Below are 20,668 nucleotides of genomic sequence, written 5' to 3' on the forward strand. Positions count from 1 at the left end.
CGATCAGACGCGGATTGTGCGTTTCGACGGCGACAAGTTGCTTCTTCAAACAACACCTGCTCCCGCGGCTAATCAACAAATGCCCGGATTGATAGTGGCTACCCTGACGTGGACCAAATCGAAGTAAGTGTCGGGTTCGACAGCGAAGTCTGGCTGTGGCCCGAAGCGGCCGTAGGTCAGGGCGCACAGGGCAAAGGCAGCTTTTGACCCATCACGGACATTTCTCGTCCTCTTGATCTGGATCAATGCAGATACCTGCTCGTCGTTCGCCTTGGGCCGTTCGTCCAATCCAAATGGAGGCTACTATGGAAAGCGCATGCAGAAATTTCGTAGCTTTAATCGTGTTTGCGATCGTCCCGTGTGCCTTCGCTGCCGAGCTGCCAAAAGAAGGCAGCTTCGATTACACGGCGTGCTGGTCGGGAACGAGCAGCACTATCGTATTTTCCAAGACTCACACCGCGCGAAGCTTTGAACAAACGGGTACTATCCAGAGCAATCCTCCAGGCGGCCTTTTCGACAAGGATACATTCCGGTGCATAGGGATGTCTGCATCATTCGCTGGGAAAAATACAGGCACCAGCGTCTGCGAGTCTATTGACCGAGACGGCGACAAGCGACTGTCGTACTTCTCAGCTGCAGAAGGAAAGGTAACCAGAGAGACAGTTGCGGGGACTGGAAAATACGATGGGATGGTTTTAAGCGCGACGGTACAACCATTAGGGCCGTTCCCACTCATCAAGGAGGGAACGTTTCAAGACTGCAATCGCCAGACAGGTACCTACAAGATGAAGTGATGTTGCCATGCACTCGAAGGGCCGCCTTCCAAGCGGCCCTTTTGATTAGCCGAGTCCGGTTCTGGCCCATTTGCGAAGTTGCGGCTCGACGGTCGGAAGTCCGCTCGTTTAGCCAGATAGGACCAGATTTGCTCAACCTGAGTTCTTCGCGCTTTGACGCAAACGCGACATTTGGCCCTCGACACAAAGGGATCGCTGCCGGGCGAAGAACCCCCGTGGTCACAATCTCGGTTGGGGAGAGGTAAGTGACCGCCGGTTCGCTGCGATCGTTCAACGTGCCCTGGCTCGGGTTAGCAAATACTCCATCCGTATCATGTTCGCGGAGTAGTAGGGTGCAGCGAGCGTTTCAAATTCACTACGCAAGGCAGCAAGCCGCTCCGGTTCCTCCGCCGAAGCTTCCATCAATTTCTGCATGGGGCCCATGGAGCGCTCCGCGAACTCTCGGTAATGCGACAGACTGAGAGCAGGAAAATGCATGATGCCGCGGGAAAAAAATGGGGCCTCGAACTTGTCGCCAAGCCGTTCAGCGACAGTGCCGGGGCTTCCCCATTGGGGAGGTGGTGCGGCGCCAGGTGGGGGCGGTGGCGAATTTTTGCCAACGAAAGCAAACATGCGGCCAACGAAGTGCTCCGGTGGCCAGGTCGCAAATGCGACGCGACCGTCTGGCTTCAAAACGCGCCGCATCTCCGCGACAGCTACATCAGGCCGGGGCGCAAACATGTGACCAAACTGGCTCAGCACGACATCAAATTGGCCATCCGGGAATGGAAGATTTTCAGCGTCCCCCTCAAACCATTGTACAGTGGCCAGCCTGGCTATCTGAGCATTCTCGCGCGCAACGTCCAGCAGCGCCGGCGTCAGGTCGAGTCCCGTTACCGATGCGCCTGCCCGAGCTGCCGTAATCGCGACGACACCCGTGCCCGTTCCAACGTCGAGCACGGTCTCGCCAGGCTTCACTTGTGCGAAGTCGACGAGATGCGCCGCGACCGGTGTGGTGAAGGCGGCAGTCGGTGCAAACGACGCCCACATGTCGCGCTGGCGGGACTTTAGTTCTGAGAACGGATCAACTGTCGATGACATGGTCGCTCCCTATGGCTAAAGAAGATTTCTCTCGCAAGCAGTTTGGAAACTGGTGACTTAGGGCACGCAGGGCATCGGCGGAAGCCAGCCCCCGACTACAGTAGCCCAGGCGGCCCGAGGCTGGCCAGGGCAATTCGTCGCTAGCGGCGGCGGAGCAGTGCGTCCGGTTCTGGCCCTTAGCGGTCAACTCCTGCTTGGCCGCGCGCGTCCGGTTATGAGGTACTAGCTGACATTGTTACCTTTGCCTTTGGTTCATTAACTCTTGTGAATCCCAAGCCGCTCAGTAACGACTATATTCTGGAATGGCGTGGGTATTTGAATTGGTTGGGGGGTGCTGCTGACCCTCTATGGCGGGAAAGCGGTCGCCTCCGTGAACATTTTTTGTTCGTGGAGTCAGTCTTGTTGCTTTCAGAAAAATTCAGTGAGCGAACCATTTCCAACATGGATGTCGCGTTGGAGCGAGCTTGTAGATTGATGCCGCTGGCATTCGAAGGTCATCCAGCCCGGAAGTTCGTCGCGGAAAAGATCGTTCGAGTGCGCCAACAAGCACACGCAGACGCTCGGCGGTTTGACCGAGGCGGGCAGGCGGGCGGTCGCTGAACTCGCGGCTGAAATCGTCGAAACGAATTGAGCTACTGCAAGACCTTCGGCAGCACGAGCACGATCTCGATTTCCTGCTTGAGGATGCGGCCGGCTATGTCTGCTATGAGCAGAGAGAAGTCGTCCTCGATCGAAGCGGCGGCAGGCTCGTCCTTGGCGTAGACGTACAGCAGAGGACCTTCAACCTCGGCAAAACGAACACCGGCAAAAACGCGGTCAAACTCGTTTGCTCCAAGGATCGCAGCTACGCGAGCCTGAATGGCGAAATCCTGAATGTCAGTTAAGTTCATGCGAGCCAGATAGATACTATCGGCCGGGAAACAAGAGCCCTTCCAGTCACTTGGCACGACCATCTGTCCAGATGGAAAGCTGGTTTGGACGTCTTGGCAGAGCCACACACCCCAGTGCACTTCAGGAGGAATGGACGGCCGGGCCGCGTCAGCCAACCAGAACTTCCGTTTTGGCGGAGAGGGTGTTCGCGGTAGGGAACGCTCCCGGCTTGGTGTTCCCGAGCCGTTCGGCGGGCGTTCTCGTTGCCGTTGAAAATACAACCGGGAATCGAGATCTCGGTTGTATGTGAGAACACGGTCGGAACGCCGCCTCAGCCCCGCGGTTGGAAAGTCGTGAGTAAGGTAGGTAAACTGCCCGCCGTTGGCCCCAACTTAACGGCGGGCTTTTTGTGAGTTGCGTAAGTGGTGAAGCGTACCAGGACGGCACCGGCAAAAAGGCCGCGTGCCGCTATTCCGGGCTTTATTAGCCCCCAGCTTGCGACCCTGAAGATGAAAGCACCTTCGGGGGCTCAATGGATTCACGAAGTCAAATACGACGGCTACCGTATCCAGCTCCATATTGACGGAGATAACCGGAAGGTCTTCACCCGCAACGGTCTCGACTGGACACATAAGTTCTCCGTCATTGCCGGCGCCTTCGAGATCGAAGGGCAGGCCATCGTCGACGGTGAGGTGGTCGTCATCCACGAGGATCGAACCAACTTCTCCAAGCTGCAGGCAGACCTCGGCAGGGGCGACCAGGATCGTCTGCTGTTCTTCGCCTTCGATCTCCTGTGGCTGGATGGTCAGGACCTGCGGAAGATCTCGCAGCTCGCCCGCAAGGAGCTGCTGAAGGACCTGATCGAAAGCAACAAGCTCACGGAGCCCATCTTCTATAGCGAGCACCATGAAGGTGATGGGCAGGCGCTATTCGAAGCCGCAAGCCGGCTCAACTATGAGGGCATCGTTTCGAAGCGAGTCGACGCACCATATCGTTCGGAGCGTGTAGAGGCCTGGCAGAAAATCAAAGTCGTCCAGAAGGGAAGATTTCCCGTGGTGGGGTTTATCAAGGACCCCACGGGCGTCGCCGCTCTCTATCTTGGTAAGATGGAAGGCAAAGAGCTGGTCTATATGGGCAAAGTCGGCACGGGCTGGAGCCGGACGACATCGCGCAAAATCAGAGATGCCCTCGATACTGTTGTGAGCCCGAAGCAGAAGCTCACCAAACCGATCAAGAAGCCGAAAGCCACCTGGGTCGAGCCAAAGTTCTACGCAGACGTCGAGTACAGAGACATCACGTCGGAAGGGCTGCTACGCGCAAGTTCCTTCAAGGGATTGTCTCGAAAATAACTTATGTGCCTGCGCTCTTCCTGTTGCGGACGTACAATCGTCCCCACAGCAGAAGGAAGGCCCGATGGGATTAAAGCGCAGGCGATTTAAGCAGACGGATTCCTTGGAAGCCAGACTGGCACATTTCGCGCAGGAGATGCGTGAACGAGCCGAGAAGGCACCTGGAAAGGATCGGAGCGACTTGCTCAAGCGCGCTTATAACGCAGATCAAGCAATTGAGCTGGAGCGACGGCTTCGTGCGCATTTCTAGGAACGCAGCCCAACAGGCAAGGTTGGCTGGAAGTAGATCCTCCCTGTCCAAACTAGGCCTCCGCCGTCTCGGAGGCCTTTTCTTTGGGAGGACCTGAACGGAGAGTTCACTTTTGCACCAACCGAGCTCTTCACCCTTTGGGAATTTGGAACAATCCTTCTTAGCGGTGCTATTGTCGCGTCCGCCGGCCGGAACGCACCCACGCTGAGATCGTTCTGTGCGTATGGGTACTTACGTTTTGTGTCTGATCGGAGCTTTCTTGATTGTGGCGGTAGCGAGTTTTGCCTCGCTGAACTGGCCGACTTCTTGATCGCGGTGAACCACCGACCGGAGCGTATCTAAGCCGCTTCAGCCGCAAGTCTCTCCTGGCTACGCTTTTGATTGATCAGATTCAACAGCTGCGCCGAGGCTCGCGCGTCGCATAAGGCACGATGGTGATTCTCGAGCTCGATCCCATAGATCTCGCAGAGCTTGCCTAGTCCGTAGGATTTGTGCCCGGGATAGCGCCGCCTCATTCCGGCGCAGGTGCAGAGCTTGGGAAATCTGAAGCGCCGACCGATGCGCTCAAATTCATAGGCGATGAAGCCGTAGTCGAAGCTGACGTTGTGTGCGACGAAGATACCGTCGCCCATGAACTGCATGAAGCGGTCCGCCACTTCGGCGAACAGAGGTGCGTCCCGAACCATTTCGTTCGTGATGCCCGTCAGTTGAACGATCTTCGCCGGAATGGAACGCTGCGGGTTGAGGAGTGAGTGCCACTCGTCCACGACGCGGTGGTTGCGCACCTTCACCGCACCAATCTCCGTAATGCGGTCGCCGTTCGACCATGAGCCGGTGGTCTCGATATCGACCACCACGTAATCCTGCTCGGGATCGAACCGGTAATCGACCCGGCCGATCTCTGCCACGATGCCTGCGGCGCCGAGTTGGCGGAGGCGGGTCAGTTGGTTGCGGCGGATCACATCGCCCTCTGCCTTGACCTCCATGAAGGATGCCTTGCCGTCGCGCACAAGCATCAGGTCCGGGAAGCCGTCTCGCATCCCGCGGAAATCGTCGCACATGTTGCCCACGATGCTGGCGAGGCCGGCAGGATCGGATCCTTCGAGCAGCGCGCGCAGCGCCTCCACTTGCACGTGATCCCAGCTGAAGATCCCGTTGGGGCGGCCCCATCTCGCTGCCACGGTGCGGAGGATCAGCGGAAGGCCGGACCCGCACGCGATAGCTGCTAGTTTCTCGTCGATTATCGCCGCGAAAAGCCGACTGAAGCTGCGGTCCTTCAGGCAGTGCGGTAGCCAATCAAACCCGCTGGGCATGCGGGTGCTCTCGAACAGCTCGTCCCAGAAGAGCAGGCCGAACAGGGTGTGCCACAGCACGTTCTCGGTGAAGAAAACCTCGGTGCCGTCGCGCCGCAGCACGCCCGCGACGCCTGCTTCGGGATTGCCGCGATAGGTGTCGTCCACGGTGATCGTGCGGCCGGACCGCAAAAGTGCGGTGTAAAGGCCCGTACGCCTGCCGCCGAACTTACGGGCGTAGAAGTCGGTGGCGAAGAGATGTTCGCCATCGCTGGCGGGATCATCGATCATCCGCTGCAGCAGCGCTTCAGCCCCCGCCTTGTCGCCCGTGTTGTAGAGCAGGCGAACCAAGCGCTCGTTGCAGTCCGGCGACGGACCGGCACGGTAGAGCTGCCGGGCGAGATCGTTCTCGCCCGCCTTCTCGAAGAAAAGCCCGGTCTGATGCGCGGCTCGACAGCGGAGATCGGCGGCGAACTGGGTCGGGCAGGGGGGACCGGCGAGCACGTCGATGGCGGCCCCTCTGTGGGCAGCCTCCGATCCATCCTCCAAGTTGGCCAGAACCTGGCTGTAATGGAACGAGGCCAGCGCCTCCTCGGCATCGGTGAAGCGCGCGCTGAACGAGGTCTCGCGGTTGGTGCGGAGGATTCCTAAATCGCGCAGCGCGAAATTCTTCAGATCAACCTCGGTCTTGCCGAAATAAAGGTAGAGCAAGAACTCGATCGGCCGCGTCCCGTCGAGCGCGATGAAGTTGCGGGCGCCGCAGTGCTGCGCGGCGACCGAGAAAGGGATGCTCTGTAGATAATAATCGATGAACTTCGGCTTCGACCACGATTTGCGGACATCTCCTCGCCCGGCCGCCTGCGCGCCAGTAATGAGCATGTCCTTTGGCAGGCATGAGACGAAGGCCGCATAGTCGGCCTCGCCGAGCTCGCGAGCGTGACCGGCCGCAGTCAGGTCGGATGCCGCCCGCTCGACGTCATCGATCTCGGAATAGTTGAACAGCGAGCGATTGAATATGGCACCGCGCCTGTTAATCATGCGGACCAGCAGACATTGTGCATCTCTCGATAGGCCTTCGAACCGCGCTATGAAGGCGTGATGCTCCGGACCAAGCACGGGGGCGTACGTCCGCTGCACGAACCCCAGCATTTCGGCGAAGTGGTCGAGGTAATAGTAGACGGGCAGTTGGGGCAGTTTGGCCAAGCGGACCTTCGCGGCAGAATCGTTTGTTCTATTTCTGTTCTGACGCCGCCCTCAGAGTCAAGCGTCTCGACCGGCTAAGGATGACCAGAGCCGCCGACATCTGCCGTCGCCGGCCCCGCGTCTTCCTTCACGCCGCGCGCGACGATCTGCAGCGCGCCGTCTGGAAGCGGCCGTTGCAGTTCCAAGGCTTCATCCGCCGGAGCCGTCATCCAGATCTCGACCTCTTCGGGCGTCGTCAGGATCACTGGCATGGCCTTTGGGTGGACGGCGAAGACTTCGGCATTCGCCTCCGTTGTGAGGAACGCATAGAGGTCGTTGGTGGTCTCGCCTTCCTTGACCTTTCTGACCGAGGTCCAGTTTGTCCAGATGCCTGCGAAGCAGGCGAGGGGACGGCTCTCGTCGAGCGCAAACCAGATGTCGCCGCCCTCGGCCTTGTTGAACTCGCTGAATGAGTTGAAGGGCACCACGCAGCGGTTCTCCACGCCCAGCCAACGCGTCCAGTGCTTGCTCTTCACGTTGCGGATGTTCGTCGTGCCGCTGTCGGGCTCCATTCGGAGCAATTCCTTGAAATTGACGGTCTTGCGTTTGGCTTGCAGCTTCTCGGCACGCTTCTTGGTTGCGTCCATCAATGCTTTCGAAGATGACGGCATACCCCAGCGCGCGGTCGCGAGTTCGCGTCCGCTGGCGCCGGTGCGGATGATCGGCGCGTTGTAGTCAGGAAACACGCCCGGCATCGGCGCGAGGTTGCCGACGTACTGGTTGACCACGCGGAACAGCGCGCTGATGGCGGCCTGGTTCGTGATGATCGAGTAGAGGTTGCACATCGTCAGGAAGCCTTTTTCGTTCGCCGTGAGGGTGCTGCAGGTTGCGGATCGCCGGCCGGGCGCAGACCCACCAAGTCGGGCCGTCGCTTCTTGCCGAGAGTGCGCTGGCAGGGGCTGCAGTAGAGGTAGCTGCGCATCAGTGCGACCTGCCGATCGCGCGGCTGCACTACTAATGCGAGGTCGATCCTCTCGGTGTGCTTGCAGTATTCGCAGCGTACCTCGAGCAACGGGAACCCGCCGGCGAGCGCCGCAGCAATCGTGGGGAAGGCGTGGTCGAGCTCACCAATGAAGAGGGCCGTGTTCCAGGCGGCGCAGTCGAGCGCGTAAGCTTTGGCACGGGCAGCATCGGCGGCCGCGTGGGCGGTCGCCGATTGCTCGAGCAGATGCGCGAAAGTGACCTCCGCCTTGTGAATCTCGCGGGCGTAGTGTTTGCGATCGCCTCCCGACATCGGCGGCGGCTTAATTATGCGGGCGGCAGACATGAGAAACACCATACGGTCGAGTCGATTGGACGGCCAGCCGCTGCAGCTTGGGGGGCCTTATCACCGGAAACGCAACGGATAGGTCAATCTCGACATAAGATATTTTGATTTACCGAAATTGTCTTGTGGCGTCGGGCAAAACAGTGGTTCATAGGGTGCTGGTTCAATGCGGAAGCCAGCCCATGTCGAATGATCTTGATACGTCTGAGCTATCGAAGATTGCCAAGCTGAATGGCGATTTTCGAAGGAATTACGGCACACTGCTCGGAGCTTATTTATACCTGCGATCAATCAGCGCCGCCCGCGGCCGTTCCTGGCTTTGGGGTGGCCTTTTTTCGCTGGCGTGTTCTGCCGCGCTGACATGGCTGGCACGTCATGGTTGGCCGTCAATGTGGCCATGATCGCTTTGATCAAATCGCTCATACCCGCGCAGTAGACCCCGCGATGCCGAGCGAGGGCACCGGTTGAAAGCCAGACGTATCGGCCTGCCCGCAATTTGGGGGGCAACAAGACGTAATCTTCGATGGTCTTGTTGGTTACGTCTAGCCTCATCACTGCAAGCAGGCCCGAGGAGATGTGCCTGCGGTAGGCTTTCCACTGCGGTGCGTGATCTTGTCCTCGCGTGGGGAGCTGTCTTGCAACGAGAAATGAAACCAGGCGAGCGCCGTTGACATCGAGGGCTATGCCGTCCTGAGCAAGCTCGGGCTGAAGACCGGCATCGGCTCTGAGGACTTCGGCAAGTTCGTTCGCGTGCCTTGCTTGCTCGCTGGCCCAGTACTTCCGGGTATCCAGCCAGTCGCAATCTCGTGGTGAGACGTAGCCGATCTGCGAATAAGCGTTGCGTAGCGATCCAAAGTGCTTGACGTAAGACGAAACATGGTTGAGCCCGAGCGTCGTGTTGATGATGCGGGAGTTGAGTTTCCCTCGTCGGCGAAGCACGACGCGGAGGCGCATCAGCATTTCGTCTTCCGGAATCTCGACGCGTCGCTCAGCGAGCAGTTTCTGAGCACGTGTGAAAATGTCTGGATCGATGATGGGCTCAATCGCAGCGGCCCCGCGGACCCAGGCATGAGAAGGGTTTTTGACGAGCTTTTGCCCTAGGCGGCGCGAGGTTCGATTATAGATGGTATTTCCGATGTAGTTTTCATTGCTGAGAATTGTCGGGATCATCCGATCGGTCCAAGGTCGATCATTATGGCTGCCGATGTTCGCGTCGTTGAGATCGCGCCGTATCTCGCTGTACGATCTCCTAGCATGGACGAATTGATCGAAGATGCACCGGATGACGGCGGCCTCCTCGGCCGAGCCTCGTCGCAGCCGAACACGATCTGATTGCAAAGCCTTATACTGGCCCTTGTTGAGCTCTGCCTTTGGGTGTTCGTTTTCGTCAACCATTATTCGGCGTAGGCCGTAGCCGACGGGAGCGCCGACGCGGTAGCCGAGGCCTGCGACCCGGCAAAGTCCGGTGTGCACCTTGACCCCGAGTTCTCGGCTCCATTCAGCGGCCATACCTCGCTTCATGTACTTGGCCATACCTGAAAGGAAGCTGCCGTCATTCTTGAAGATCTCCGCACAGTACTCGACGCGGACACCGTTCATCTTGCACAGGAACTCGTAATAGGCACTTTCGTCGGTGTCCTGGAAGCGTCCCCACCGGCTGACGTCATAGACGAGGATCTGATCGAAGTCGGCCTGACCTGATTCGACATCTTCGATGAGTTCGATGAGACCAGGCCGCCCTTTGATGCGCAGGCCGCTCCGCCCTTCATCGACATAGGTCCTTACAATTGTGAGGCCGTTAGCTTGTGCATAAGCGGCTATCGCGGCGAGCTGGTTCTTGATGGAATACCGTTGGAGGTCTCTCGACATCCGAACATATTGCGCGGCGCGCTTCGCCCGCACGCGCCGTGCCAGGTCGGTTCCTTTGCGCAGGACCAGCGAGTTGGCCATGGGTTCTCCCGAGTTAGGGAGTGCCGCGTCAAATAAACTACACTACTCGGCATGAAGGATTTCAAGACGAATTTGCCCGACGTTAGTCGGCGAAGATGCTATCGAGCAGGGCTGCCAGCCGGACTCCTGCCTTCTGAAGCTGTTCTTTCACGATGGGTTCGTTCGCAGAGAGGTATTCGGTGCTGATGGTCACGCTGCCCTCGGGCTGGGCGCAGGAGGAGCCATGCATCACGCAATAGCCCGTCTTCGCGGCTTTCGAGATTGCAAACGACTCGTTGGCCCAATCACTGGGATCTGACGAAATCCACCTGGTTTTCATCGCAGGAGTAATGGCATCAATCAGGTCAGAAGCCGCGTCATCGACATCGGGCCCGACCGCGTGTGTCACAAGACAACTATCCCAGGTGCCGTGCAGATTGCCCGAGCACTCGCCGTTCACCCTTATATCGTTTCCTCCGCGGTCGTCCTCAAACGACACGTGGAGAGGCTGATGGATGTCGCCGACCCAGTGTCCAAGCGACTTGAGTGCAATAAGCCTGTCGGCCCGCTTTGCATGCTTCGAGTTCACAACATTGGAGTCGTTACGGATGGCCGTGAGGACACATTCTGGAGCGTTCGGGCAGTTGTCTCCTGTGACCCCGTGCGCGTCGCGGGGCAGATTGATGAAGTGCTCTGTTCGGCGAATGCGCGGATGGTCGGGGAACACACAGGAGTCGGAAAAGGTGTCGAACACCTTGTCCGTCTGGATCAGTTTCCGTATCGCTGCGCGCGTGTCCGGCTGGGCGAGGCGGTAGGCAATCTCGCAGACAATCTTGTGGCCTTCGTCGCCCCATGCCGAGGCGTGTGTGCAGAGCGCGAGAAGGAAAACGGCAGCTATTGAAAAGCGGCGCATGCGGGCTACCTCATGCCTGCGACAATATGGCTACGAGCTTATCACTTCAGGTTGAAGGGGAGAAGCGCCTCGCCCGGACAAAAACGCGCGGTTTCGAAGCGACTTAAAATTGAATGCGAGTTCAATTTAGTACTTGGGCAAAATTCCTGAGGCTATAGCAGTTTGACGGTCACCTTCGCTTTACCTCCGTTGTTCGGATAAAACGTGTCGCTGAGCCATGGCAGGCCGATCACCGCGTCGTTTACGTAGAGAAAAAGCTCACCGCTGCGTGCAGCCTTGAAAGTTGCCTTGTACGTTTGCGGTGTCGTGTTCGGAAGCGGGATGGGATCGAGGAAATACTCGTCCACGCCGGTCACTCCCACTCGCGCGATGATGCGGTACCAGGGCCTGAACAGGATGCGGCGGAGGAAAATAGCGCTGCGAAACTTCCACCGGTTGGCAAGCTCGACCGTGGAGGTCCGAAAGCCAGCGGGTGTGGTTGGCCGCTCCGCATCGTTCCAAGGCTCGGTGACCGCGATCCTGATCTCATACGAGCGACCGGAAAAGACCTTCAGGCCTGTTGGCGCACAAATCGCAGATGTTGCGAAGTCCGCGCCGTCCTGGTCGATGCCCTTGTTGACTGGGATAACCGTGGCCTCCGCCGTACCCTTGCAGAATGCTCCCATCGAATCCGCGACGTTGAACAGGAAATGGCTCGCGACAGTCGCACCGAACCAGACCATCATCACCACCAAAAGCAGGGGCAGGACGTGCCGCTTCCCCGCGCGGAGAACAAACTGATAGAGCGGGTGGGTCCTGAACGCGTAAATGGCGTCGTGTATCAGGCCAGAGAGCGGCACTGGCGCCGCCCGGTCCCGCCAGAGCAGGCGCATCCGGTCTTTGATTTTGGCGCTAAGGCTGCTGCCAAGAACCATAAGAATGATCACGGCGGCGATGCCGCCGGCGAACCATTCAGGGTTCGCGGCGTACCAGTCCGTCCACCAATGGAGTGATTTCGGCAGGAAGGATTCGATGAACCGTACCAATTCGGAGACCATCCGGATCGGCGACTCGAACTCATGCTCCTTGATGCGGTCGTGGAACAGCCAGAACGCTGCAAGATGCAGCGTGGCAGCCAGGGTCGCGAAATACGCCAGCCGACGCATCCAGACGAAATTCCAGAGCTTTTCCTGTGCCGCAAAACGGGCAGGCGCACCCGCTGGCGTCTCGAATGTCGTCGGCCCGAGCGGCGTGAGCTTGCCATTGCGGGAAACCACGAGGTACTCCGGCGGCAAGCCGATCGGAGCATATGCGTTGCAGCCGCTGTCGATGCGGTCGAACACGCTTTCATGGATCTTCGGCAACTTGACGCTGACGCCTACATCCGGGTCATTGCACAGATCTGAGACCCTCCGTGGCCCATAGCGGTAGTAGGAGCCGAGGCCAGAACGCGAGTCGTAGAGGCGGCCGTCCTTATCCTGCGCTGAACTGATCAGTTTGATCGAGTCAGGGTCTGCGAAGGGTGCCTCCTTGAAAACGAGACCGCGCTTGATGGACTCGTCGACAAGCCAGGACAGCGGCACGAACGATACGGCATCGTCGGGATAACCTCCGCCGACGTTGGCATGCATGCCGACGAACCAGACCTGGACCAGGCGCTCGTCGTCGATGCTGGTGGGGACCGCCGGCTTGGATTCGCATTCCTCGGTCCAGAGCACGGGGTGGAAGGTCGTCCGCTCATCGTCGAGCGCAAGTGCGTGCCTCGCGCATTTGACACGTGGGTTCAAGATCCGATTCGGAAGTTCAAGGGGCCAGATCCAGTTGCTGACGCCACGCGTCATCTCATCCATAGGCAGGCCGTAGGCAGCGACCGTGTCCCACACGCCGATGAACTCTATGGAAGGAATGTCCTTGCGGACGATCTCGGCGTAGGGTTTGTTGCCTCGCACAAGGTCGAGCACCGGCACCAGGACGTAGTCGCGCAAGGCGCGGAAGAGCACCTCGATCCGCAAGATCGAATGATAGCCCTTGGCCCGGTAGGCCCTGTAAGCCTTGACTGCGCCGTTGTGCAGCTCCGCTTCGGTATCCGCCACAACCAGGCCCTGCTGAAGAATGAGCGCGCCGAGGACGCGCACGGTGAACGCGCCACGGCTGAAGCCGAAGAGGTAGATCTTCGAGTGGTTCTGGTGATCGTAGTTGCGGCAGATAAACTTGTAGGCGTCGAGGATGTTGCGCTTAAGGCCGAACCCAAATGCGCCGCCCAACACAGCGAGCGGCACGAAGGAGGACGTGCCCACGCCGTCATCGTATTTCGCTGCCTGGCTGTTGCCTTGCAGGTCGAGCGCCTGGAACATCCGCCAGACGTTCGTGCGCCAGACACTTGAGGCGGCATTACCGGTGCCATCAGACAGGATAATAATCTTGGGGCTGGCCATGCGAGCGCCCTCCCTGAAAAGAAATCGATGAATGGAGTGAGCGTAACAGGTGCCGAGAGGATTTCAACCAGTGATAGTGCCTGCTCCAGATCTGGATGTAGACAAAAGTTTGGGTTAGCACCCCCACTTCGCCTAGCGGAGAGCGACAGTCAGCAGCTCGGTCGCCACAGCCTCCACATTGCACCCATTTCGCCTGAAAGTCAGGCCGCCTGTGCGGCCCGGCTTGCTTCCACCGGGCTAAGCAGCCATTGCCACCTCCGGCTTCTGCCGGAGCGGCCGCGGCACCGTTGGCAGCCAATCCCTCCCGGCAAGTAACCGCTCGGCAGCCTCCGCCATTGCACGCTTCTTCAACTCCGCCAGCTGCGCCGCGGCTTCCTTCGACACCCGGTCGCGCACCGCCTCCACAATGACTGCCTTGGTGACCTGCCCAAGGTAATTATTGTCAAACGAACCCGACGTGTGCGGTTAGGCGAGGACCGGGTTGAAGGTCGGAAACGCCGCAGGCACGCGGGTGACTACGCCCGACAACGCTGCTACTAGACAGGTGCGGCCATGCGGCCTCAATCACGCCAGCTCAGATTCAAATAGCCAAACAAGCCGGGCGCAGCTGATCAAAACCGGCTGGCCGTCGATGAGATCGTAGCCGCTTGTGACGGCGATCTGCGCGATGCGCTTAGAGCGTTGATGTTGCTGAATGAGCAGTTGGAGCAGCAACTGGTTGTGATGAGCGAGGTCCGTCCTGCTCACCAGCGGCTGCATTAGCTGCCCGCTCTCAAGGATCTTGCACTCACCCATCACGTTATTGACGGTGAGTCTTGGGCATCGGCTACTCCACATACGCATCCCTTGGCGAAGTAATCATACCAAGCCATAGTCGCGCCCGGTGATCCGCGCAGCAAGATTGGTCTTAAGTTGCCGGTACGGTGGATGCTGATGCGGGACAGCGGCCGACGAGACAAAGATCTCGACGTCTCAGCTCAGCTTGATCACACCCTCAGGTCTGCAAGCGTTCGACCTGCCGCCGCTGACTGTGAGGGCGAGTCGCCGGACTGGGAGCAACATCCGGATTTGTGACGTAAGCAGCCGAGCCGCGTGGCGCATTGATCGATGCTGCACCGCTTAATGGATGATCCCCGGAAATGCCCGGATGTTGCGACCAAGTGACATTTTCTGGAAACGGGCGAATATAGACAAAGATTCGCACAAATTACAGGCATGTGCCTGTTCGTAAGTTCAGGAGTGCCTACGATGTGCGTTGCGTCGTGTTGGCACCGCCCCTCATGTGCACGCGCTGATTCGAAACGGCCTGAGGAACGGTCCGGTAACGGCTCTCGTTTCAGCTTGAATAGCACAAAGCCGAAAGGCGGCCCCGTGTCACCGGAAGCCGCCTTTCATGTTGAAGCCCAGACCACGGCGCAAACCGTATTCCGACTCCCCTTGTCAAGAGTCGTTGTACAGTTACTGCACATAAAGTCCAGTGCGGCGTGGTCACATCCAAAGAAGGATTGATTCACGTGTCTTTTGAGTTGCCCCCGAAAAAGCCCACCGAGGAAATCAGCCTGCGCGCCAACAAGATCAAGGTCTTGGCACCTAGAATCGGCTCAAAGGAAATCACCCCGGTACAGTCCAGTTTGCCACTTGGTATCGAGAAAATCGCCGACGTCAACGGCATCGGAATGGGTGTGCTGTCTGACGGTACGCCTTACCTCAACCAGCGCGGTCTTGCTGCGCTCTGTGGGGTGCAGAACGCGCACATCGGCACGATCAGCGGCCAGTGGGGAGACGACGATAAGCCCCGCATCAAGCTCATCAAGACGACCTTGGCCAAAGCTGGCTACAGATCACCGTCGGCTCATATCGAGGTGATTCACGGCGGGCAACTCCAGTACTGCTATCCCGCCGAGATTTGCCTTGCTGTTCTCGAATACTATGCCTTCGACGCCGGGACGAACTGCCAGCCGGAAGCGCGCGACAATTTCAGGCTTCTTGCTGGATCAAAGCTTCGGGAGATGATCTTCCGCCAAGTCGGCTACGATCCGACTCGGTCGAAGAAATTCGACAAGTGGCATGAACGCATCTCGCTGAACTTCCAATCTGCGCCGAAGGGATTTTTCCACGTCTTCAATGAGGCTCACACCCTGATCTATGAATTGATCGTTGCGGGAGCCGACATCGGCGAAAAGAACGTGGTGGACATCTCGATCGGGCAGCACTGGTCAAAACACTGGTGCGACAACGAGCTTGAGGCGATCTACGGCGAGCGCGAGAAATATCCGCACCATTATCCCGATAGCCATCCGCAATCTAAGTCAAACCCGCAAGAGTCGTGGTGCTATCCGCTGGCTGCTCTGGGTGCATACCGAGAATGGCTGCAGGACATCTACATCGAGGGTGGAAAGTTCAGCAACTACCTGAAGGGTAAGGTCTCCAGGGGAGAGCTGGCTCCATCTGTGGCGCAGCTCGCCGTCTCGGCGCTGGTGCCACCACAACTCACGGCCCGGTAAGGAGAGCTTGAGGACGAGGGGTGTCCCGGCGGGATACCCCTCCGCCACGCGCTGCAAGGATCAGCAGAGTCTTTCCAGGACAACATTGAGCGAGATCCCAAACATTGTGGATACCAGCACCGAAATCGAAGCGACACCAGACGGTAAGGTGCAGTCGATTCCAGTTAAGAGACCGATCTGGAACTCAACGCCATGAACGCTCGATACCATAAACCCGCGGTCGATAACCTGCTGCAAACCTCTACGACTTTGTTCGCCTCAACCCCCATAAAGCTGGGAGGATTCGGATCGTAACGAGGCGATAGCCAATCAAGCCGCTTTCCGCCGACCCGCATCCATTCCGGTCCCGACAATCCGCCGCAACTCCGCCGCGATCTCATCCAGCACCGCGCGCTTCTCTTTCATCCGCTTGCTGTGATTGTAGACCTTGCCCGTCACGGTGGGCACGGTCTGCTCGGCCTTCTTGCTCGCGGCATGATCGAGGCACTTCGCGATCCACGCATCGTCGAAGCCGAGATCGCCAGCCAGGGTCGCAGCTGTCCGGCGGAGGTCGTGCGGCGTGAACGGCTTGAGGCCGAGCAGTTCGCAGAGGCCAGCCGTCTTGGTCTTGTCTTTGTTCTTCTCGTGCTTGGTGCCGCGCAGCGCGTCGGCCATCGCCTTGCGGTGGATCGGCTGGCCCTTGTACATCGGGCTTTCGAAAACGAACTGCTGATCATCCGAGGCCAGCGCTTCCTTGATGATCTCAACCGCCAGATCAGACAGCGGCTGCTGGATCACCCGTCGCTTCTTGACCCGCTTGAGCGGGACGTCGAAGCGCGGATGCTCGCCATCGAGGTCGAACAGCTCATCCCGACGCGCGCCGAGTAGCTCGCGTGAGCGGAGCATTGTGACCAGCTCGAACTTGAGCGCCAGCCGCGTCCGACGGTCATAGGGGAGGTCGTCGCGATCCAGACCATGCCAGAAAATCCTGATCTCGTCCTCGGAGAGGACGCGGGTGCGGGGATGCTCGGGGTCGAGCTTCGGCAAATTGACGCAGGGGCTGGCGGTCACATAGTCGCGGCCGGCCTCGGCCGCCCAGTTGAACAGGCCTGAGGCCGCCTTGCGCATGTGGCGGGCGTTGCTGACGGAGGGTTTGCCGAACTTGCCGGCGACGATGTCGTTCGACAGCGTCGCGATGTCGTGCTTGGTGACCTCCATGGCCAGCTTCTTGCCGAGGCGGGGCCGGAGGAAGCGGTTGAGGTGGCTTGCCGTGTTCTCCCAGCTTTCCAGCCGAGGGCGCATCTCGCCGTCAGGCTTCTTGACCAGCGTCTTCATCCACGTGATGCGCTCGTCGATGATCTCGCCGACGGTCTTGCCGCGCTTCACCTTTGCGGTCTTCTGGTCGCGGAAGGTCTCGGCGAGGGCCTCGCCGCCCATACCCTTGAGCCCGTAAACCTTGCTGCGGGCGTCCTCGACCGTGAAGGCCTCCGGATTGTAGAGGCCGAGCCAGCCGGTGCGCTGCTTGCCGGTCTGCCTGTCGGTGAACTTGAAGGAGAAGGTGGCCATGCCCGCGGTGCTGATGCTGACATACAGGCCAGGGCACTTGCGGTCATAGAACTTGGTGCGCCGGGCGACCCGTCTCTCGCACAGCCGGTCGGTGAGGATGACGCTGCTGTTGCGGCCCCGCTTGCCGGCGGGGGAGGGGACAGTGGTAGTATCCATGTGGTTTCGGCTCCTAAGGCTTGGGACCAAAGGGCTCGGCTTTTGGTCTTTCAGTTTGTCGTGCGGACGCTGAAAGGCTAGGGCCGGGCCCTTATTTTGGTGAAGCCCGCTGAAACAGCCCGCATCAGGGTAGCGCAAAAGCACTTATTTCATAGGGATTTTGTAGTTTCGGCGTGTTTCACCAAGTGCCAAAATATAGACGTGTGGTCCTGGCCGTCGTTGCTACGGTCAAGCTCTGGCGAATGCGGCATTGGCGTCAACCGGCGCGGTGCCGGTGACTTTCGCGGGAGCGAGGGAGGCCAGAGGGAACTCGGCTCCCGGGAGAGCGCGGCATAAGCCGTCCGACCATCGCGCAGGGAAGGCCGTGTGTTGGGCTTCACCTGTATGCTGCTGTGCGGTTCTTCCTGCGTGTGCTTTTCGCGCAGCGGACCGCGGGTGCCGCCGGCACCCGGTCTTCCCTGCGCCCTCTTGCATCTGAGGGCAGCGAGACGAAGCAAAGCTCGGGCGAAGCAGCCGCGAGATCGCGAAGGCATGTCTGTGATCCGATCTCGTGCCCCGGACGCAGCGCAGCGTCCCCCCGGCGATGCGAAGCATCGTCCGGTTCGACGATGCGCTGCAGAGCAGGGGCCCATGCCTCCGAGCAATCCGTGTGGCGCTGGGTCCCGGCTCTGCGCCGCAACGCTTCATCCCCTCACCACCATCCACCGCCCCCGGTGCCATCGCGGCCCAGGCGCTGGACGCGAACTGGCGGCGCCAGGTCACGACCACGACCGCTGCCGTGGTCACGAACAGCACCCAGGGGCTGACGAACCAGCCGAGATAGCCGAGCGCGAAGAAGAAGGCACGCTGGCCGCGGTTGAAGTGGCGGCCGGCGGATTCGAACAGGCTGGAGGTGCGGATGACGTGGGCTTCGGCCTCGGGGGTGTCGCGCTGTGAGGCCGGCGGCATATCGCCGAACAGGATCGCGACATAGTTGACAGGCGATAGGCCCAAGCGAATTTGAAGAAGGCGTAGACGCAGATCAGCACGAGGCCGACGCATTTCAGCTCCCACAAAGCGGGCGAGCAACGATTGATTGGCGGCAGGCGATGGCGCTAAAAAGCGGCTGCACCTGCAGGACTAAACGAAGGACCAGTGACATGGCTGCGCTGAAACTCGCGATCGGCAACAAGAACTACTCGTCATGGTCGATGCGGCCCTGGCTCGCGCTCCGCGCCAACGACATCCCGTTCGTGGAGACGCTGATCCCGCTCTACACCGACGATCCCGCCGACAAGGCGCAGATCCTGTCCTTCAGCCGCGCCGGCAAGGTGCCCGTGCTGGTCGACGGCGACGTCACCGTGTGGGATTCGCTTGCCATCATCGAGTACGTCGCCGAGCGCTATCCGGAAGCGAAGCTCTGGCCTGACGACGTCGCCGCGCGCGCGCATGCCAAGTCGGTATGCGCCGAAATGCATTCCGGCTTTGTGGCGCTGCGCAACGAATGCGGCATGAACCTGCATCGGCCGATCCGCGCCGTGGCGCTGTCGGCGGATGCCAAGGCGAACATCGCGCGCATCGAGGAGATCTGGCGCGAGTGCCGCACCCGCTATGGCGCACAGGGACCGTTCCTGTTCGGCCGCTTCGGTGCGGCGGACGCCATGTATGCCCCCGTCGTGCACCGCTTCCGCACCTACGCGATCGAGGTGGCGCCGGACACCAGGGCCTACATGGAGACCATGATGGCGCTGCCGGCGTTCCAGGAATGGACCCGGGATGGACTGGCCGAAACGCTCGTCATCGCCAAGTTCGAGGACGCCTGAGCGGCAGTCCGACCGGCGCCGGCCGGAGGCGGGGACGCCAGCCGATCGGGAGGAGGGTGCGACAGGCCTGCGACAGGTCGGCGGAATAAGCAGCTCCGCCGGTACCATCGCCCCACCGGCTGTCCCGTTATCATCTTGAAATAACTGCAAAAATTGTGCGCGGGCCATGCCGGCATGGCGCTGGCCAAAAGCATCGGACGCGTGCTATACAGCCGCCCGGGTTTCCGGCCGGCCCTCGCAGTGGGACACTGGGCGAGGCGGGCGCTGTTTGAGTAATGGAGAGGGTGTTGAAGCACAAATTCCCCGTGGGAACGCGCGTCCTATTCACGGCCAGCAATGTCGCGCGTCCGGCTGCGAGCGGCGCGTATGAGGTCATCCGTCTGCTCCCGACCGAAGGCGACGACTGCCAGTATCGGATCAAAAGCTCGACCGAAGCCTTCGAGCGCGTTGCCAAGGAAAGCCAGCTCGCGCTCTCCTGAAGGCCGACGCCGTCAGTGCATAGGCGCCTCCCGGGAATTGTACTCTGCCGCCGTCAAAGGCCCGCTTCACCTTCACAAGGGTGGGCGGGGGCAGTTGCCGACTCGCGGTGCTCGCTTGACCATCCGCTCTTTGCTCGCGTGAGGGGACGTCGCGCATGAACTGGGCATGGGCCACTTCGCTCGACCAAATCTGGCTCTCGCCGGCCTTCCCGATTTGGATGACGCTGGCGGCTGCCGGATTCTTCGGATTGATTCTGCTGATCACGCTGTTGCGCGCCGACCGATCGGTCGCGAACGGCGCGCTGACCGTCATTACCCTGCTATCCATCGCGATCGCCGGCGCAGCCACGGTGCGTCTCTATGGACCGGACGCGCCGTCCGCTCCGGCCGAGGCGCGCGCGCAGGCTGTGGTGAGCGCGAGTCTGCCTGCGCTGTCCTGTCTCGACGATCTCGCCGGCGATGCCGTTGGCGCCGGCTGCGAGAAGGCCCTGTTCGGCGCGCCTGACGCTGCGGCCGCGGCGGTCTCCTACACCGCCGCCAGGATCGACCGCCTGACCGCGCTCGGCGATGTCGCCACGGCGGAGAAGAGCCTGACCCTCGACATGAAGGTGCTGCGCAAGTCGCTCGAGCGAGATCGTTACGGTCTCGTTGCACATGTGCTGGTGGCGCGTGACGGCTGCACGCAGTTCGATTGCGCCGCGTTCCGCTCGCTGACCGACCAGCAGCAGGTTGCCGCCAACATGGACTCCCATCTCTACGAGACCCTGGTCGCGCGCTATGCG

General features: G+C 60.0%; 15 protein-coding genes and 2 pseudogenes. 6 read left to right on the forward strand and 11 right to left on the reverse strand.

What is annotated here, in order from left to right; translation table 11 throughout:
• Positions 1-305 precede the first annotated feature (305 nt).
• Positions 306-794, forward strand: a complete 489-nt coding sequence (locus XF30_RS37805; protein ID WP_146207723.1) for a hypothetical protein — start codon at positions 306-308, stop codon at positions 792-794.
• A gap of 270 nt (positions 795-1,064) precedes the next feature.
• On the opposite strand, the gene XF30_RS18235 is transcribed toward XF30_RS37805, so the two are convergent.
• Both XF30_RS18235 and XF30_RS39410 read right to left on the reverse strand, forming a co-directional pair.
• Entirely contained in the window at positions 1,065-1,874 is an 810-nt protein-coding gene (locus XF30_RS18235) for a class I SAM-dependent methyltransferase (protein ID WP_109143471.1), read from the reverse strand.
• A 632-nt stretch (positions 1,875-2,506) separates the two neighbouring features.
• Positions 2,507-2,920, reverse strand: a complete 414-nt coding sequence (locus tag XF30_RS39410; RefSeq protein ID WP_244608976.1) for a hypothetical protein — start codon at positions 2,918-2,920, stop codon at positions 2,507-2,509.
• Between the two features lie 246 nt (positions 2,921-3,166).
• Here XF30_RS39410 and ligD point away from each other — a divergent pair, with 246 nt between their 5' ends.
• A complete protein-coding gene (ligD, locus tag XF30_RS18245) occupies positions 3,167-4,093 on the forward strand; it encodes a non-homologous end-joining DNA ligase (protein ID WP_109143472.1) in 927 nt (308 codons plus the stop codon).
• A gap of 588 nt (positions 4,094-4,681) precedes the next feature.
• On the opposite strand, the gene XF30_RS18255 is transcribed toward ligD, so the two are convergent.
• The 7 genes from XF30_RS18255 to XF30_RS37810 form a co-directional block, all read right to left on the reverse strand.
• Positions 4,682-6,838: an exonuclease domain-containing protein gene (locus XF30_RS18255; protein WP_109143474.1), complete on the reverse strand. Its 2,157-nt coding sequence runs from the start codon at positions 6,836-6,838 to the stop codon at positions 4,682-4,684.
• A gap of 74 nt (positions 6,839-6,912) precedes the next feature.
• Positions 6,913-7,662: an SOS response-associated peptidase gene (locus tag XF30_RS18260; protein ID WP_109143475.1), complete on the reverse strand. Its 750-nt coding sequence runs from the start codon at positions 7,660-7,662 to the stop codon at positions 6,913-6,915.
• Positions 7,663-7,664: 2 nt separating this feature from the next.
• Positions 7,665-8,144: a hypothetical protein gene (locus XF30_RS18265; RefSeq protein ID WP_146207724.1), complete on the reverse strand. Its 480-nt coding sequence runs from the start codon at positions 8,142-8,144 to the stop codon at positions 7,665-7,667.
• Between the two features lie 291 nt (positions 8,145-8,435).
• On the reverse strand, positions 8,436-10,094 hold the full coding sequence (locus XF30_RS38165) for a recombinase family protein (protein WP_158284390.1): 1,659 nt from the start codon (positions 10,092-10,094) through the stop codon (positions 8,436-8,438).
• Positions 10,095-10,176: 82 nt separating this feature from the next.
• Complete coding sequence (locus XF30_RS18285; protein ID WP_109143477.1) at positions 10,177-10,986, reverse strand: S1/P1 nuclease; 810 nt, start codon at positions 10,984-10,986, stop codon at positions 10,177-10,179.
• Between the two features lie 152 nt (positions 10,987-11,138).
• A complete protein-coding gene (locus tag XF30_RS18290; RefSeq protein WP_109143478.1) occupies positions 11,139-13,400 on the reverse strand; it encodes a T6SS phospholipase effector Tle1-like catalytic domain-containing protein in 2,262 nt (753 codons plus the stop codon).
• Between the two features lie 564 nt (positions 13,401-13,964).
• Positions 13,965-14,159: a hypothetical protein gene (locus XF30_RS37810; protein WP_146207725.1), complete on the reverse strand. Its 195-nt coding sequence runs from the start codon at positions 14,157-14,159 to the stop codon at positions 13,965-13,967.
• A 755-nt stretch (positions 14,160-14,914) separates the two neighbouring features.
• Here XF30_RS37810 and XF30_RS18295 point away from each other — a divergent pair.
• Positions 14,915-15,904, forward strand: a complete 990-nt coding sequence (locus XF30_RS18295; RefSeq protein ID WP_109143479.1) for a BstA C-terminal domain-containing protein — start codon at positions 14,915-14,917, stop codon at positions 15,902-15,904.
• A gap of 309 nt (positions 15,905-16,213) precedes the next feature.
• Here the strand turns inward: XF30_RS18295 and XF30_RS18300 are convergent, their stop codons facing one another.
• Together XF30_RS18300 and XF30_RS18310 are read right to left on the reverse strand one after the other, a co-directional pair.
• On the reverse strand, positions 16,214-17,605 hold the full coding sequence (locus XF30_RS18300; protein WP_192893183.1) for a tyrosine-type recombinase/integrase: 1,392 nt from the start codon (positions 17,603-17,605) through the stop codon (positions 16,214-16,216).
• 678 nt (positions 17,606-18,283) lie between these two features.
• Positions 18,284-18,672 (reverse strand): annotated as a pseudogene (locus tag XF30_RS18310) (DUF599 domain-containing protein); the annotation flags it as partial.
• Between the two features lie 72 nt (positions 18,673-18,744).
• Between XF30_RS18310 and XF30_RS18315 the strand changes: the two are divergent.
• From XF30_RS18315 to XF30_RS18325, 3 genes and pseudogenes are all read left to right on the forward strand, one after another.
• The gene (locus XF30_RS18315) at positions 18,745-19,407 is read left to right on the forward strand and encodes a glutathione S-transferase family protein (RefSeq protein ID WP_109143481.1); all 663 of its coding nucleotides are present in this window, start codon (positions 18,745-18,747) and stop codon (positions 19,405-19,407) included.
• A gap of 275 nt (positions 19,408-19,682) precedes the next feature.
• On the forward strand, positions 19,683-19,886 hold the full coding sequence (locus tag XF30_RS18320) for a hypothetical protein (protein WP_085969273.1): 204 nt from the start codon (positions 19,683-19,685) through the stop codon (positions 19,884-19,886).
• 155 nt (positions 19,887-20,041) lie between these two features.
• Positions 20,042-20,668, forward strand: a pseudogene (locus XF30_RS18325) (hypothetical protein); the annotation flags it as partial.

It is taken from the genome of Bradyrhizobium sp. SUTN9-2 (assembly GCF_003122645.1).
Taxonomy (GTDB): Bacteria; Pseudomonadota; Alphaproteobacteria; order Rhizobiales; family Xanthobacteraceae; genus Bradyrhizobium; species Bradyrhizobium yuanmingense.